Origin of the sequence: Thioclava pacifica DSM 10166, assembly GCF_000714535.1 — a bacterium.
Lineage (GTDB): Bacteria > Pseudomonadota > Alphaproteobacteria > Rhodobacterales > Rhodobacteraceae > Thioclava > Thioclava pacifica.
Window position 1 is genome coordinate 12046 of record NZ_AUND01000040.1, and the last position, 14119, is coordinate 26164.

Genomic DNA, 14119 nt, shown 5'->3' on the forward strand with positions numbered 1-14119 from the left:
CGCCTGTCCCCGATTCCCGTCCGCGACTTGCATTCAGGCTCGCCCTGCGCCACCTTTTGTGTCAAGATATTTTCAGAATTTGTTTTTCTGTTACGATCTGTTCGATCCTTTTCAGCAAGGAGTGCACAATTTGGCGGCAGTCTCGCAAAGCATCGAGGACCAGATCTCGCGTGCCATCGAAGAGATGACCCGGGCCGAGAAGCAACTCGCCAGCCACATCCTGCGCCATTACCCGATGTCGCTTCTGGGCTCGGTCACGCAGCTCGCGCGCGCGGCCGAGGTCTCCTCGCCGACCGTGGTACGGCTCGCGCAGAAGATGGGCTTCGGCGGCTATCCGGGGCTGCAACAGGCGGTGCGCGACGAGTTGGAGGCGCAGCTTGTCTCGCCGCTGGTGAAGCATGACCGCTGGGCAGGGGACGCGCCCGAGACCCATATGCTCAACCGCTTCGCCGATGCTGTGCTGGGCAATCTGCAGGCCACGCTGAAGCAGATCGACCACGCGCAATTCGATGCGGCGGCCGCGCTTCTGGCCGATCCGAACCGCCGCATCTTCGCCACCGGCGGGCGCATCACCCTGCCGATCGCGCAATATTTCGTCTCGCATATGAAGGTGATCCGGCCCGGCGTCGAACTGCTCGAACCGGTCTCGAACGCCTGGCCACCCGCGCTGCTCGAGATGCGCGCGGGCGATGTGCTGCTGGTCTTCGACATCCGCCGCTACGAGAACACGGTGCTGCAACTCGTCGAGATGGCCGCCGATCAGGGCGTCGAGGTGATCCTCTTCACCGACCCCTGGATCAGCCCGGCTTCCGCCCATGCGCGCCACCGCTTCTCGGCGCAGATCGAGGTGCCCTCGGCCTGGGATTCCACCGTCGCGATCCAGGTTCTCGTCGAGACGCTGATGGCCGCGGTGCAGTCGCTCACCTGGGAGGAGACCGAGGCCCGGATGAAGCGCCTCGAAGAGCTCTACGACCGCGCGCGCTTCTTCCGCCGCAAATAATGGCGGCTCGCTTTGGCGAGTAGGGGGCGCTGCCCCCGTCTCCTGCGGAGACTCCCCCGAGATATTTTGTTCAAGAAGAAGCGGAATGAGCCTCATCTTCTTCTTGATGAAAATATCTCGGGGGTGAATGGCGAAGCCAGAGGGGGCAGCGCCCCCATGCTATGCTGGACGCAGGCGCGCAGGCCGGGTACATCGCCCCAAGGGATGTCACTCAGGGAGGCCGTCATGCGCCATCGTTTCACCCGTCGCGAAACCTTCGCCCTGGCTGCGGGCGGCGCCATGCTGGCTGCGCCGGCGGTACACGCCAGTGCCGAGGTCACATTGCGCCTGCACCAGTTCCTGCCCGAGACGAGCTTCGTGCCCGCGCAGATTCTCAATCCCTGGATCGCGGCGGTGGAGGAAGCTTCGGGCGGGCGGATCAAGGTCGAGCACTACCCGTCGATGCAGCTGGGCGGCAAACCGACCGACCTCGTCGATCAGGTCGCCGACGGGGTGGTCGATATCATCTGGACCCTGCCGGGCTACACGCCGGGGCGGTTCCCGCGCACCGAGGTGATGGAGCTGCCCTTCATGGTCGCCAATGCAGAGGCCGCTTCGGCCGCGCTTTGGGATCTCGCGCAATCCGACATGATGGAGACGGATTTCCGCGATGTTCATCTGTTGGGAACCTGGGTTCACGGACCCGGCGTGATCCATGCCAACAAGCCGGTTCGGGCGATTGCCGATTTCAAGGGGCTCAAGCTGCGCGGGCCGTCGCGGGTGACCACGAAGCTGCTCGAGCATTTCGGCGCGACCGCGGTGGGGATGCCGGTGCCGGCCGTGCCGGAGGCGCTCTCGCGTGGCACGATCGATGGGGCGCTGCTGCCCTGGGAGGTCTCGGCCTCGCTCAAGATCGGCGAGCTTGTCCATAATCACACCGAATTCGCGGGTCCCTCGATCTACACCGCCTGTTTCATCCTCGCGATGAACAAGGAGCGCTATGGCGCGCTCGATAACGATCTGAAAGCCGCGATTGACGGCGTGTCGGGGGCGGCGTTCTCGGCTCAGGCGGGGCGGTTGCAGCAGGCCGAGGATATCCCCTCGCGCCAGAAAGCGGTGGATCTGGGCAACACGATCATCACCATCCCGGCCGAGGAGACCCCGACCTGGAAGGAGGCCTCGCAGCCCGTGATCGACGCCTGGGTGGCCGAGATGGATGGCAAGGGTATTCCGGGCGGTGAGCTTCTGGAGAAAGCGCATACTCTGATCGAGAAATATTCGGCCTGAGCATGATCCGTAATGCGATCGAAAGGGCGGCGCAGAGCCTGGCGCTGGCCGGGGGGCTGGCGCTTCTCGGGCTGATCGCTATGACCTGCCTGTCGAGCCTCGGTGCGCTGGGGCTCAAGGGCGCGCAGGCAGGCTGGTTGCCCGAAGCCTTCGGGATTGGCCCGTTCAAGGCGGGGTTCGAGATCGTCGAGCTAACGCTTCCGGCTATCATCTACGCCATGATCCCGCTGGTGCAGTTGCGGCACGGCCATGCGCGGGTGGAGATCCTGCGGGGGCGCGGCGAACGCTGGCTCGATTTGCTGTGGCAATTGGTGGCGGCGGTGCTGCTTGCTGTGATTGCCTGGCGCATCGGGCTGGGCATGGGGGCGAAGATACGGTCGGGCACGACGACTTTCCTCCTCGGGCTGCCGCTCTGGTGGGGCTATGCCGCTTGCCTTCCCGGCGCCTGGGGGGCGGCGGGTGTCGCACTCTGGAACGGGCTGCGGCTTGTGAGGGCGCGCGATGACTGATTTTGCCCTGGCGCTTGCCTCTTTTCCGCTTCTTCTCTTGATAATTGCGCTGCGTGCGCCGATCGGGCTGGCGATGCTGGTGCTCGGCGCGGGCGGGCTCTGGATGCTCACCGGAAGCCCGCAGATCTGGCTCGCGAAGATGAAGAACGAGGGGTTTTCGACCTTTGCCCATTACGAGCTCTCGGTGATCCCGATGTTCCTGTTGATGGGGCAGTTCGCGACGCAAGGGGGGATGAGCCGGGCGCTGTTTCGCGCAGCCGATGCTCTGATCGGCCACAGGCGCGGCGGGCTCGCGATGGCCGCGATCGGCGCCTGTGCGGGGTTCGGGGCGATTTGCGGCTCGTCGCTCGCGACGGCGGCGACGATGGGGCGGGTGGCGCTGCCCGAGATGCGCGCGGCAGGCTACTCGAGCGCGCTCGCCACTGCGACGCTCGCGGCAGGCGGCACGCTCGGCATCTTGATCCCGCCCTCGATCGTTTTGGTGATCTTCGCGATCCTGACGGAGCAGAATATCGCGACGCTCTTCGCTGCCGCGGTGGTTCCGGGGCTGATGGCGGTCGCGGGGTACATGATTGCGACGCGTGCCTACCTGATCCGCCATCCCGAGGCCGCCGGCGCGCCCCGCGCTGCGCCGGACTGGCGGGAACGGGGCAGGGCGGTACTTTCCACCTGGCCCGTGATCGCGATCTTCGCGCTGGTGGTGGGCGGCATCTATGGCGGGATCGTCTCTCCCACGGAAGGTGCTGCGATCGGTGCGGCGTTGACCGGGATTGCGGCCTGGGTCTCGGGCGGTTTGCGCGCGGGCGGATTGATCCGGGCGCTTCTGGAGGCGGGGCAGACGACCGGGATGGTCTTCTTCATCATCCTCGGAGCGGCCGTCTATAACGGTTTTCTCGGCTTTGCGCGTTTCCCGCAGGAGCTGGCGCAGATCATCACCGGGGCCGGGGTGAGCCCCTGGGCGGTCCTGATCGCGATGCTGGTTCTGTATCTCGTCTTGGGCTGCTTCATGGACAGCCTCTCGATGATCCTGCTGACCGTTCCGACCTTCTGGCCGATCATTGCAGGGCTCGATTTCGGCCTCTCGCCCGAAGCGCTTGCGATCTGGTTCGGGGTGCTGGTGCTGATCGTGGTCGAGGTGGGGCTGATCACGCCACCGGTCGGGATGAACCTCTTCGTGATCTCGGCCATCGAGGGGCCCGGCCCGACCCGTGCGAGCTGGGGTGCGGTGAGCTGGTTCGTCGGCGCCGACCTGATCCGTATCGCGCTGATCGTGGCGATCCCGGCGCTGGCGCTGCTGCCGCTGTAAGCGCGCGAAAAGAGCGGTGATTTTCGTGCGCATCTGTGCAAGCATGGACCGGAGGAGGACCGCCCATGACCGAGATTTCCAGCGATTTCAAAGGGCAGACCGTGATCTGCACGTTCGAGATGACGCCAGCGACCGCCGATGAGCTGATGGAGAAGCTCCAGTCGGCTTATTCGGAGGTGATCTCGAAAGCACCCGGCTTCATCGGCGCGGGGCTGCATATGAACGATGCGCGCACCCGCATCGCCACCTATTCGAAATGGACGGAGCGCGGGGATTATCAGGCAATGCTGCGCAGCCCCGAGATGATCGCGCGCAACCGGGTGATCAACACGCTCTGCCGGGGCTTCGAACCGGTGATGTACGAAGTCGCAGCCGATTTCTGAGCACCGCGCACCGGGCCGCTGCGGAGGTTCGCGCAACCGAGACCGTCGGATGGGAACTTGCGTGCACCCATCCGCGTTGGTGTGAAAAGACATAGCGGAGAGTGACATGGAAGACGTTCTTCAAGCCATCGGGACGATCGGGATGATCCTTCTGGTGATCGCGGGGCTGCTTGCAGGCTGGATCGCGAGCCTCGTCTCGGGTGGGCGTCACAAAGGCGCCTATCTCGCAATCGGGGTCGTCGGCGCTCTGATCACCCCCTTCATCGCGGCGCTGCTGGGCGGGGCGGTTCTCGCGGCGGGCGGTCTGCTCGCAATTCTCGCGATGGCGCTGTTCGGTGCGGTTGTGGTGCTGGTGATCGGCAAGCTGATCCTCGACTGAGCATTCTCAGGGCGCGGGCGCTCCGCGCAAAAGCCACCAGCCGAGCTTCAGATAGGCAAACCCCTCGCGGGCACGGGCCTTGGCGCTTGCGCGATGCGCGGGGCAGTCGGCCCGCGCCGCAAGCCCCATTGCCCGTGCAATCATGATCGCGCGTGGCGCGTGATAGGGATCGGTAACGATCACTACCTCGCGGGCCGTCAGCATCTCACGCGCGAATCCCACATTCTCATAGGTGCTGGTCGAGCGGTCCTCGAGTGCGATCGCCGCCTCGGGCACCCCTTCGTCGCGCAAGATCATTGCCATCGCTTCGGCCTCGCTCGGCGCATGCCGTCCGAGACCGCCGCAACAGATCACCCGTTCGCTCACCCCGGAATGATAAAGCCCCGCCGCATGCCGTGTGCGCCGCGCGAGCGTGGGCGAGGGGGCGCCACCGGGCCAGACAGCCGCGCCGAGGATCAGGATCGTGCTCATGATTTCGAGCTAGGCGCTCGGGTCTTGCAGGACAAGCCGGTACACGCATGTTAAGATCACGCAAACGGGAGGTTTTTCATGCGTATTACCATTATCGCGGCGCTTCTGGCCGCGTCTCCAGCCTTTGCCGATCCGGTCAATATCCGTCCCGACATGATGTCGGTGACCGTCGAGACCGCCAATGGTCCGGTCGAGATCAAGCGGATCCAGGACAACGAGAATCATATTTCGGGCGATTGGGCGAAGACCTCGCGCCCCTGTCCGAACTTTTGCATCCAGCCGATGGTGCCCGCGCCGGGCGTGACCCCGATCGGTGAGCTGGAACTGATGCAATTCTTGCAAGATCCGAATGTCGTGGTGATCGACGGGCGGGTGAAACCCGATTTCGACGGCGGCGCGATCCCGGGTGCGGTCAACGTGCCTTACACCGAGGCCGCCGATCGTCTGGGCGAGCTGGGCTGCGAGCCCGATTTCGAGGGTTTCGACTGTTCTGGTGAGGATGTGAAATCGGTCGCGCTCTATTGTAACGGCCCGTGGTGCGGCCAATCTCCGACCGCTGCCCGCCGGATGATCGAGGCGGGGTATCCGGCCGAGAAGATCCATTACTACCGCGGCGGGATGCAGGCCTGGCGGATGCTGGGTCTGACGGTGACGGGAGAGTAATCAGCCCGCGGGCTCCGCACAGTCATAGGCCGCGCCATCGGGCAGGCGGCAGAGACGCTCGAAGAAATCCGGCGCAAGGCTGCCATAGGTCGGCAGCCGGTGCTCGCGATCGCGTGCTTCGAGATAATCGTTGCAGGCGGCGGTGTAATAGAGATCGCGCCGTTCGGGCATTGCATACCATTGTTCGAAGGCGGCCGCTGCTGCGGACGAGAGGTCGTTTGACCGGCCCATTTCGGCCTCGAAAGCCGCCGCGATATCGGCTTGCATCGGCCAATGCGCTAGCGCGTCCCATGTCTCGGGCAGATCCGCTTCGCGCAGATCCCAAGCCACGGCGAGGCTGTAGGTAACGGCATCCGCCTCCATCGCGAAAATCGCCCGGGCATTGGCCTTCATCGACAGGCTCGGAACCGGGCAAGCACCGCAGAATTTCTGTTCGAGATGACGCAGTTCATGGATCATCACCGCGTTCTGCAATGCGGGCGGCATGTCGGCGGCGATGACGATGCGGCACCCTTCGGGTTCGAAATAGCCGCGTACATCGTGGAGCGTATCGGCAAGGCAAAGCGCGCGCGCGTCGCGATAGAGCGCGACATGCAGGCTGGGCCAGCGATCGAGCGCGGGGCGCAGCTGCGCGACAAGGGTCGCGATTTCGGGTGGCTCTGTGAAGGGCTGGATGGCACAGGTCAGTTTCTGTGCATCCGCCGCGCTCGCAAAGCAGGCGAGAGCGGCCGCCAGAAGCAGAGGCCGCGGGCGGCTCACCGTCCCTTTCTCCGCTTCACGCCACCGCGCTGGCCAGGCCGACCCGCAGTGGAGCGCCCCTTGGCGGCCACCGCCGCTTCGCTGGCAGCCTCGACTGCGGATTGCCGCGCGAGAGGATCGTCATGCACGGCTAGGTCCACCGCCTCAAGCCGCTTGATCTCATCGCGCATCCGGGCCGCTTCCTCGAATTCCAGATCCTCGGCGGCCTTGCGCATTTTCAACCTGAGATCATCAAGATGCGCCCCGAGATTGGCGCCGACTTTCACATTTTCAACTTTTGCCGTGACGCGCGACATGTCGGTGTCGCCCTGATAGAGCCCGGCCAGAACATCCTCGACATTCTTTCTCACCGTCGCAGGGGTGATGCCGTGCTCCTCGTTATAGGCGATCTGCTTGGCGCGGCGGCGGTCGGTTTCGTCCATCGCGCGCTGCATCGAGCCGGTGATCTTGTCGGCATACATGATGACCCGGCCATCGGCGTTGCGCGCGGCCCGCCCGATGGTCTGGATCAGCGAGGTTTCCGAGCGCAGGAAGCCCTCCTTATCCGCATCGAGGATCGCGACCAGCCCGCATTCTGGAATGTCGAGCCCCTCGCGCAGCAGGTTGATCCCCACCAGCACGTCGAAAGCACCAAGGCGCAGGTCGCGCAGGATCTCGATCCGCTCGATCGTGTCGATATCGGAATGCATGTAGCGCACCCGCACGCCCTGTTCGTGCAGGTATTCGGTCAGGTCCTCGGCCATGCGTTTCGTCAACGTGGTGACGAGCGTGCGATAGCCGCGCGCAGCGACCGTGCGGATTTCGTCGAGCACATCATCGACCTGCGTCTCGACCGGGCGGATTTCCACGACCGGGTCCAACAGGCCCGTTGGGCGGATGACCTGTTCGGTGAAGACGCCGCCGGTCTGTTCCAGCTCCCAAGCAGCAGGCGTGGCCGAGACGAAGACCGATTGCGGGCGCATCGCATCCCATTCCTCGAACTTCAGCGGGCGGTTATCCATGCAGGACGGCAGGCGGAAGCCGTGTTCGGCCAGCGTGAACTTGCGCCGATAGTCGCCGCGATACATGCCGCCGATCTGGGGCACGGTGACGTGGGATTCGTCGGCGAAGACGATCGCGTTGTCGGGGATGAATTCGAACAGGGTGGGGGGCGGCTCACCGGGGGCGCGGCCGGTGAGATAGCGCGAATAGTTCTCGATCCCGTTGCAGACGCCGGTGGCCTCCAGCATCTCCAGATCGAAATTGGTGCGTTGTTCGAGGCGCTGCGCCTCCAGCAGCTTGCCTTCCTCTTCGAGCTGCTTCAGCCGCAGCGCCAGCTCCTTGCGGATACCCTTGGTCGCCTGTTGCAGCGTCGGGCGGGGCGTGACGTAGTGGCTGTTCGCATAGATGCGGATCTGGTCGAACGTATCGGTCTTCGCGCCCGTCAGCGGGTCGAATTCGGTAATCGCTTCAAGCTCTTCGCCGAAGAAGCTAAAGCGCCAGGCACGGTCTTCAAGGTGCGCGGGCCACAGGTCCACCGTGTCGCCCTTGACCCGGAACGCACCGCGCTGGAAGGCCGCGTCGAGGCGTTTGTATTGCTGCGCCACCAGATCGCCGAGGAACTTGCGCTGCTCGATCAGGTCGCCGACCTTGAGATCCTGCGTCATTGCCGAATAGGTCTCGACCGAGCCGATGCCGTAGATGCACGACACCGAGGCCACGATGATCACGTCATCGCGTTCGAGCAGCGCCCGGGTGGCCGAGTGGCGCATCCGGTCGATCTGCTCGTTGATCTGCGATTCCTTCTCGATATAGGTGTCCGAGCGCGGAACGTAGGCTTCGGGCTGGTAATAGTCGTAATAGGAGACGAAATATTCCACCGAGTTGTCGGGGAAGAAGCCCTTGAATTCACCGTATAATTGCGCAGCCAGCGTCTTGTTGGGCGCAAGGATGATCGCGGGGCGCTGCGTCTCCTCGATCACCTTCGCCATCGTGAAGGTCTTGCCCGTCCCGGTCGCACCCAAGAGAACCTGATCACGCTCGCCCGCGTCGACGCCACTCGAAAGCTCCGCAATTGCGGTTGGCTGGTCGCCCGCGGGCGCGAATTCCGTCTTCATCACGAAACGCTTGCCGCCCTCGAGTTTGGGGCGGGTAAGAACGTCGGGGCGTTCGCTGGGCAGGTTCGTATTGTTGTGAGGCATCGCGCAGACCTTTCGCTTGCCCCTAGATTTGTCCTCTTTTCGTTCTTATTCAAGAGGTTGCGCGGCGGGTTAAGGAACGGTTTCTGAAAAGGTCATAAGTTTATATATTTATCAATGTGTTGCAGGATTTATTTGCTTGCTTCTGAAGGTCCGGGCGCGCATGGTCTGCGGGCAAGCAGCATAGATCTGCCGGCTGGCGTACCACCCCACCCCTCGCTCCCCAGCCAGCCGGCAGAATCCTTTGCTCTGAACGGGGCTGCTACGGATTGCGCGCCGTTTCTGATGGCTTGAAGGCTTGCGATTTGCTTCTGATGCTCTAAGAGGAAAGAGAAGCATCGCTGAGGAGTTTGTCCATGCGCGCGCGCATCTACCAACCCGCCCGCAACGCCATGCAGTCGGGCACCGCGAAAACCAAGTTCTGGTATCTCGATTACGTTCCCGCTGACGCGCGCGAGATTGACCCTCTGATGGGGTGGACGAGCTCTGACGATACCCAGACCCAGGTGCGTCTGCGTTTCGAGAGCCGCGAGGCAGCCGAGTCCTATGCCAAGGAAAAGGGCATCGACTACATCGTGACCGAACCGCACAAGCGCTCCGCCAATATCCGCCCGCGCGGCTATGGCGAAAACTTCGCCACCGACCGGCGCGCGAACTGGACGCACTGAGGCAGTCGGCCATTCTCTGGCCGATGCGAGCCGGATAAGCCATTGGGGGCCGAGCGCTCTCGCTTATTTAAGCTCTACCTACTTCGAAAGGCGCTGAGCGTGGCCCCAGCCCCGCCGTGCTTGCGCTATTCCGTCAGCGCAACGGGTAATGTGTACGCAGAGCCATTGCATCCTGCCCGCGCAGGGTCGTGACGACATTCCCATCCTCGGAAAAAATCGAACGTTTCGTGTAATACGGGTTCACGATATCGGTCGAGAATCCGAGGCTTTGCGTGAGTTCCTCAAGCACGACCGAACGGATGTCGCGCGACAGGATATCCTTGCTGAAAACGATGTCTGCGTCCGTAATCTGACCGCTATGGGTTTGCCAGAAGAAGGTGACGCGCGCGACGCTGCCTGTTTCCATATTGGTGCCGTCAACGTTCCGGTCGCCCGTATCGCGCACGATGCCGCCCGTTGCGGTGGCGCTGAGGAAGATCTCGATATCGGCGCGTGTGCCCGTGACATAGCTCAGCCGGAGATCGGCCCCGACGGCGTTGATCTCATGCGTGGCCGCGAGGAGCGCGTTATGGATTTCGCGCCGCGACCGATCGGGGAAACGTGGCGAGATGAATTTGATCGCGACGGTCAGGTTCCTGCGTTTCGGAGCAAACCATTTGCGCGTCGGCAATTTGCACGCGCCTCCCGGTTTCGCTTCGCAGGCAACGGCTCGATAGAAATCGCGATCGCTCAACTTTCCCGCGCAGCGTACGAGCCCTTCGGCGAAAAGCGGTGCGGCGCTCAGCGCTGTGATAATGGCGGCGAAAGTGAGAGCGTGGCGCATGGCAGATTTCCGGACGCGGTGAAGCGATGCTGTCAGGTTGCGCCCCCACGCTCAGATGCGTCAAGCAATTTGAATGGCTGCCCTCAGCTGCGAAGCGACACGATGTGATTGTCCCAGGCGCAGTCCTGCCGCCCGAGCGGTCGTGCCCCTTGTGCGCCTACCGCGATCAGTCCGCCCAGGCCGTCGCTGGCCAGATAGCCTGCCGGATGGGCCGCAAGCCCGCATACATCCGCGCGCGAGACCGCACCGAGAAAGCGGCCATCGGGGGCGAAGCGATGCAGCCGCCCGCCGCGCGGTGAGCTGATCGCGATCTCGGAGCCGTCGCCGGAAAACGCGATGGAGCCGGCATAGCCCTTCATCGCCAGCTCATCGGCGAGCGGGGCGGAGGCGAGCACCGGGGCCTCTCCGCGCCGGTGCAGACCCAGAAGGGGCGTGGCCGCATCCGGCGCGCCTTCCCATTGCATCGCGAAACCGACTTGCCCGTCCGGACCGAGCGCGAGGTGACGGATCGAGTTCTGCCAAAGCTCCGGTTCCAGCTCGACCGTCTCTAGGAGCCGTCCGTCGAGATCGAAATAGCTCAGGTTGGGTCGCATCGTGTCGATGTTCAGCTTCGCGCGATCGCTGGGATCGGTCGCGATCCCGCCATTGGCCGCGACCAGCGTGCGCTCGTCCGCCATCAGTCGCAGGTCATGGGGGCCGATTCCGTGGGTCGAAAACTCACCCACGCGCAGATAGCCCGCCTCGACATCCCAGATCCCGATCACGCCCGCGCTGGAATCAGCCATCTGCTCGACCGTAAGGAGCCGCGCGCCATTCTCGACATAGACGCCGTGGCCGTTGAACTGGCGCCCTTCGGGCGGCGTGAGCGTGCGGATCACCGCGCCGCCCACGCAATCGATCACCAGCGCGAAATGGCCCGGTCGGCGCGCAAAGGCCACGGCCTCGGCGCGGGTCGGATGGCCAGCGCCCGCATGTCCGCGCGCGGGCAGGGGCAGTTGAAACAGCGTCGCGCCCTCGGGATCGAGACCGAAAAGCGCGAAGCCCCCATCGGGAGTTTTCGCGGCGGCGATGTAGGCGGGGTCACCGGCGGCAGCCCAGCTCAGGTTTGGCGCGGCCGAGGCGGCGAGAAGACCGGCGAGGAAGAAACGGCGGGTTGTCATGGGATCAGTCTCCGTCTTGCGAGTTGAAGCCGGCCGAGAGGCCAAGCGCGGTGCCGATCTCGGTCTCGACTGCACGGCGCATCGCCTGCACCTGTTGCTGAAGGATTTCCACGCGGAGTCGGGACTGCGGGTTACCCACGTCCGAGAAGTCTTTTTTATCAATCGACTGCGCGGCTTTCTTGATGTTGTCCGACGCGGCGTCCACCTCCGGCAGATCATGATCGACAAGCGCATGGGCAAGCCGCTCGGCAGCCTCTGCCGACAGGAGCACATTGCGCAGGCTGCGACCGGAACGACGGGCCTCGGCAAGCTTGGGCCGTGGTTTGTCGAAGGTACCCAGCGGGCGCCCGAGCCGGCTGTCCGCGGTGAATTCGAGCCCCGAGAGAAGCTGCGTGTAGAGCGCGCGGATCGCCTCGTCATCGCTCATGTAGGTCGCGTTCTCTGGTGCTCCGGCGGTTTTCAGGACCCCGGCGAACGCCTCCCAATCGGCGGCGAGCGTCCGCGCCTGACGCGCCAGTTCGGCACTCGCGGCCCGCACATAGCGGCAGCTGTAGCTTTGCGCATCATAGCCCAGGAAGGCCGGGTCGTAGAGGAGCATCTCCAGTGCGAAGAGCCCCTTGGCCGCGATCGAGGCCTCGGCAAAGCGCGCAGGGTCGTCGACCACCGGATCTTCCTGCGCGACCATCTTCGTCACGGTGCGCTGCGTGAAGCCGCGATCGTCGGGCCAGAAGGCGATCGACAGCGCCGCCGTCTCGGATGGGCCTATTCGCAAGTCGCCCACGCCAAGCCATGCATCGAAGGCAGCGTTATAAGCGGGTCGGACGGCAGGCGCGGTGCAGTCGGCCTCGGCTGTCTCGGCAAGCGTCTGCGCGCTCTGCGCGAAGTGGGCAAATCCCGGCAAGATATCTTGCTCAAGCGCCTCGGAGACACCGCCATAAGCGGGTACTGCAAGCGTCAGGGATAGCAAAAGGGCAGGCAGGCGCATCACAGGCTCTCCAGGAATTTGATCAGGGCGTCGCGATCGGCTTTCGGCATCTCGATCACCCGGGTTTTCGCGGCCTCCGCTTCGCCACCATGCCAGAGCACGGCTTCAAGCAGGCCGCGCGCGCGCCCGTCATGCAGGAAACGGGTGTGGCCGCTGACGGTCTCGGTCATGCCAATTCCCCAAAGCGGCGGTGTGCGCCATTCGCGTCCCGTCGCGCGTCCCTCGGGGCGGTTGTCGGCCAGACCTTCGCCCATGTCGTGCAGCAGCAGATCGGTATAGGGCCAGATCAGTTGGAAGCTCTGCTCGGGCTGGTCATCAAGCCGGTGGGTGACGAATTTCGGATTGTGGCAGGCTGTGCAGCCGGTCTCGTAGAAGACCTGCTTGCCGCGCAGAACGTCTGGGTCGCCCGTGTTGCGGCGCGCGGGAACGGCGAGGTTTCGACTGTAAAAACTCACGAGATCAAGCCCTTCCGCGTCGATCTCGAAGCCATCCTCTTCCGGATCGCCGCCGTGGATCGCGGCACGGCACGCAGCCTGCGCCCCGGTGCAATCGCCCCAAGGGTCGGGAAAGAGCGGCGAGGAAATGCCCATATCGGACGAGAAGGCCCCCGCCGATTGCTGCTTCACAGTCGGCTCGCCCGCCTTCAACCCGAACCGGCCGAGCATCGGGCGCTCATGCTCGAGCGACCATACGATATTGGGCCGCCCCGAGATCCCGTCGCCATCGCGATCGTCGGGATCGGCCAGCGCGAGAATGTCGGCCGTCGGGATCGCTTCAAGCAAGCCTAGCCCGATCATCTGCGGCGCCACGCGCGGCGAGAGCATCGCGCCTTCGGCCAAGGGGCCGTAGCCGAGATCGGCCGCGCTATAGAAGGGTTTGAGAAGCGTTGCGGTTTCGCCCTCGGACAGCGCCAGTTCGACCTCTTCATAGCGCACATCGAGCCGGTATTCCGCTGCATGACCGGTCGTTGCGAAATCCTGCAATTGCCCGCCATAGGTCGGATCGGGTTTGGTCGCGATGTAATCCTCGATTTCGGCCATCTGCGCGTCCAGATCGGCCCGATCGCCAGGCACGGAGACGCGCAGGAACATCGACACGGCGGTGTCGTCCGGCCCCTCGGGGGGGTGGCCGCGCCCATCCTTGATATGGCAATTCTGGCAGCCCCGCGCGTTATAAAGCGTGCCCAGCCCGTCGGATGCGCGCGTGGAGGCGGGGGCCTCGACCCAGATCTTGCGGAAGAGCCCGTTGCCGACCTTGAAATCCAGCTCGCGCGCGAAGTCGATATTGCCCGATGGCTGCGAGAAGGCATCGGCATTGCGCCGCGCGCGTACGGTCGCGGCCCCTGCAGGCATTTCCTCGAAGCGCTCGGGCTTGGAGAAATCGCGCGTGGGGGCGGTGACGGCCTCGATGCGCGCGGCCTCTTCGGGCGTGCGCGCAATCACTGCGAGATGCGGATCGTCGAGGGTCAGGGCCGCCGCCGGGCCGGCGCAGAGGCTCGCCGCCACGAGGGCGCTGCACGGACGGAGGCGGGTGAGTTTGGCTGGGCGTGAGGGGGGCATCGCTTGCTATT

The 14119-nt window shown here is 64.4% G+C and carries 15 protein-coding genes; 8 read left to right on the forward strand and 7 right to left on the reverse strand.

Annotated elements, in window-relative coordinates; genetic code table 11:
* Positions 1-130: 130 nt before the first annotated feature.
* The 6 genes from TP2_RS15975 (at position 131) to TP2_RS16000 (ending at position 4843) form a co-directional block, all read left to right on the forward strand.
* Positions 131-1000, forward strand: coding sequence for a MurR/RpiR family transcriptional regulator (locus TP2_RS15975; protein WP_038079797.1), 870 nt, complete (start codon positions 131-133; stop codon positions 998-1000).
* Between the two features lie 225 nt (positions 1001-1225).
* Entirely contained in the window at positions 1226-2266 is a 1041-nt protein-coding gene (locus tag TP2_RS15980) for a TRAP transporter substrate-binding protein (RefSeq protein WP_084714394.1), read from the forward strand.
* A 2-nt stretch (positions 2267-2268) separates the two neighbouring features.
* Positions 2269-2775: a TRAP transporter small permease gene (locus tag TP2_RS15985; protein ID WP_038079565.1), complete on the forward strand. Its 507-nt coding sequence runs from the start codon at positions 2269-2271 to the stop codon at positions 2773-2775.
* Positions 2768-4081 carry a TRAP transporter large permease gene (locus TP2_RS15990; RefSeq protein WP_038079567.1) on the forward strand — a complete coding sequence of 438 codons (1314 nt, stop codon included), beginning with the start codon at positions 2768-2770 and terminating at the stop codon, positions 4079-4081. The genes TP2_RS15985 and TP2_RS15990 overlap by 8 nt, the downstream gene beginning before the upstream one ends.
* Before the next feature lie 65 nt (positions 4082-4146).
* On the forward strand, positions 4147-4464 hold the full coding sequence (locus TP2_RS15995; RefSeq protein ID WP_038079570.1) for an antibiotic biosynthesis monooxygenase family protein: 318 nt from the start codon (positions 4147-4149) through the stop codon (positions 4462-4464).
* Positions 4465-4570: 106 nt separating this feature from the next.
* Entirely contained in the window at positions 4571-4843 is a 273-nt protein-coding gene (locus tag TP2_RS16000; RefSeq protein ID WP_038079571.1) for a GlsB/YeaQ/YmgE family stress response membrane protein, read from the forward strand.
* A 6-nt stretch (positions 4844-4849) separates the two neighbouring features.
* Here TP2_RS16000 and TP2_RS16005 read toward each other — a convergent pair whose 3' ends face one another.
* Positions 4850-5314, reverse strand: a complete 465-nt coding sequence (locus tag TP2_RS16005; protein ID WP_038079572.1) for a YdcF family protein — start codon at positions 5312-5314, stop codon at positions 4850-4852.
* A gap of 78 nt (positions 5315-5392) precedes the next feature.
* Here TP2_RS16005 and TP2_RS16010 point away from each other — a divergent pair, with 78 nt between their 5' ends.
* Positions 5393-5977 (forward strand): rhodanese-like domain-containing protein, encoded by a 585-nt coding sequence (locus tag TP2_RS16010; RefSeq protein WP_038079575.1) that lies wholly within the window; start codon positions 5393-5395, stop codon positions 5975-5977.
* Here the strand turns inward: TP2_RS16010 and TP2_RS16015 are convergent, their stop codons facing one another.
* Together TP2_RS16015 and uvrB are read right to left on the reverse strand one after the other, a co-directional pair.
* Entirely contained in the window at positions 5978-6736 is a 759-nt protein-coding gene (locus TP2_RS16015) for a DUF6782 family putative metallopeptidase (RefSeq protein ID WP_038079577.1), read from the reverse strand.
* On the reverse strand, positions 6733-8916 hold the full coding sequence (gene uvrB / locus TP2_RS16020) for an excinuclease ABC subunit UvrB (RefSeq protein WP_038079579.1): 2184 nt from the start codon (positions 8914-8916) through the stop codon (positions 6733-6735). Before uvrB ends, TP2_RS16015 begins: the two co-directional genes overlap by 4 nt.
* A 353-nt stretch (positions 8917-9269) precedes the next feature.
* Here uvrB and TP2_RS16025 point away from each other — a divergent pair, with 353 nt between their 5' ends.
* The gene (locus tag TP2_RS16025; protein ID WP_038079586.1) at positions 9270-9581 is read left to right on the forward strand and encodes an ETC complex I subunit; all 312 of its coding nucleotides are present in this window, start codon (positions 9270-9272) and stop codon (positions 9579-9581) included.
* A gap of 133 nt (positions 9582-9714) precedes the next feature.
* Here TP2_RS16025 and TP2_RS16030 read toward each other — a convergent pair whose 3' ends face one another.
* The 4 genes from TP2_RS16030 to TP2_RS16045 form a co-directional block, all read right to left on the reverse strand.
* Positions 9715-10404, reverse strand: a complete 690-nt coding sequence (locus TP2_RS16030) for a DUF2927 domain-containing protein (protein WP_038079587.1) — start codon at positions 10402-10404, stop codon at positions 9715-9717.
* 83 nt (positions 10405-10487) lie between these two features.
* A complete protein-coding gene (locus TP2_RS16035; protein WP_038079588.1) occupies positions 10488-11564 on the reverse strand; it encodes a DUF1513 domain-containing protein in 1077 nt (358 codons plus the stop codon).
* Positions 11565-11568: 4 nt separating this feature from the next.
* Positions 11569-12549 (reverse strand): imelysin family protein, encoded by a 981-nt coding sequence (locus TP2_RS16040; protein ID WP_038079589.1) that lies wholly within the window; start codon positions 12547-12549, stop codon positions 11569-11571.
* Positions 12549-14108, reverse strand: coding sequence for a di-heme oxidoreductase family protein (locus TP2_RS16045; protein WP_051692751.1), 1560 nt, complete (start codon positions 14106-14108; stop codon positions 12549-12551). Before TP2_RS16045 ends, TP2_RS16040 begins: the two co-directional genes overlap by 1 nt.
* Positions 14109-14119: the final 11 nt, after the last annotated feature.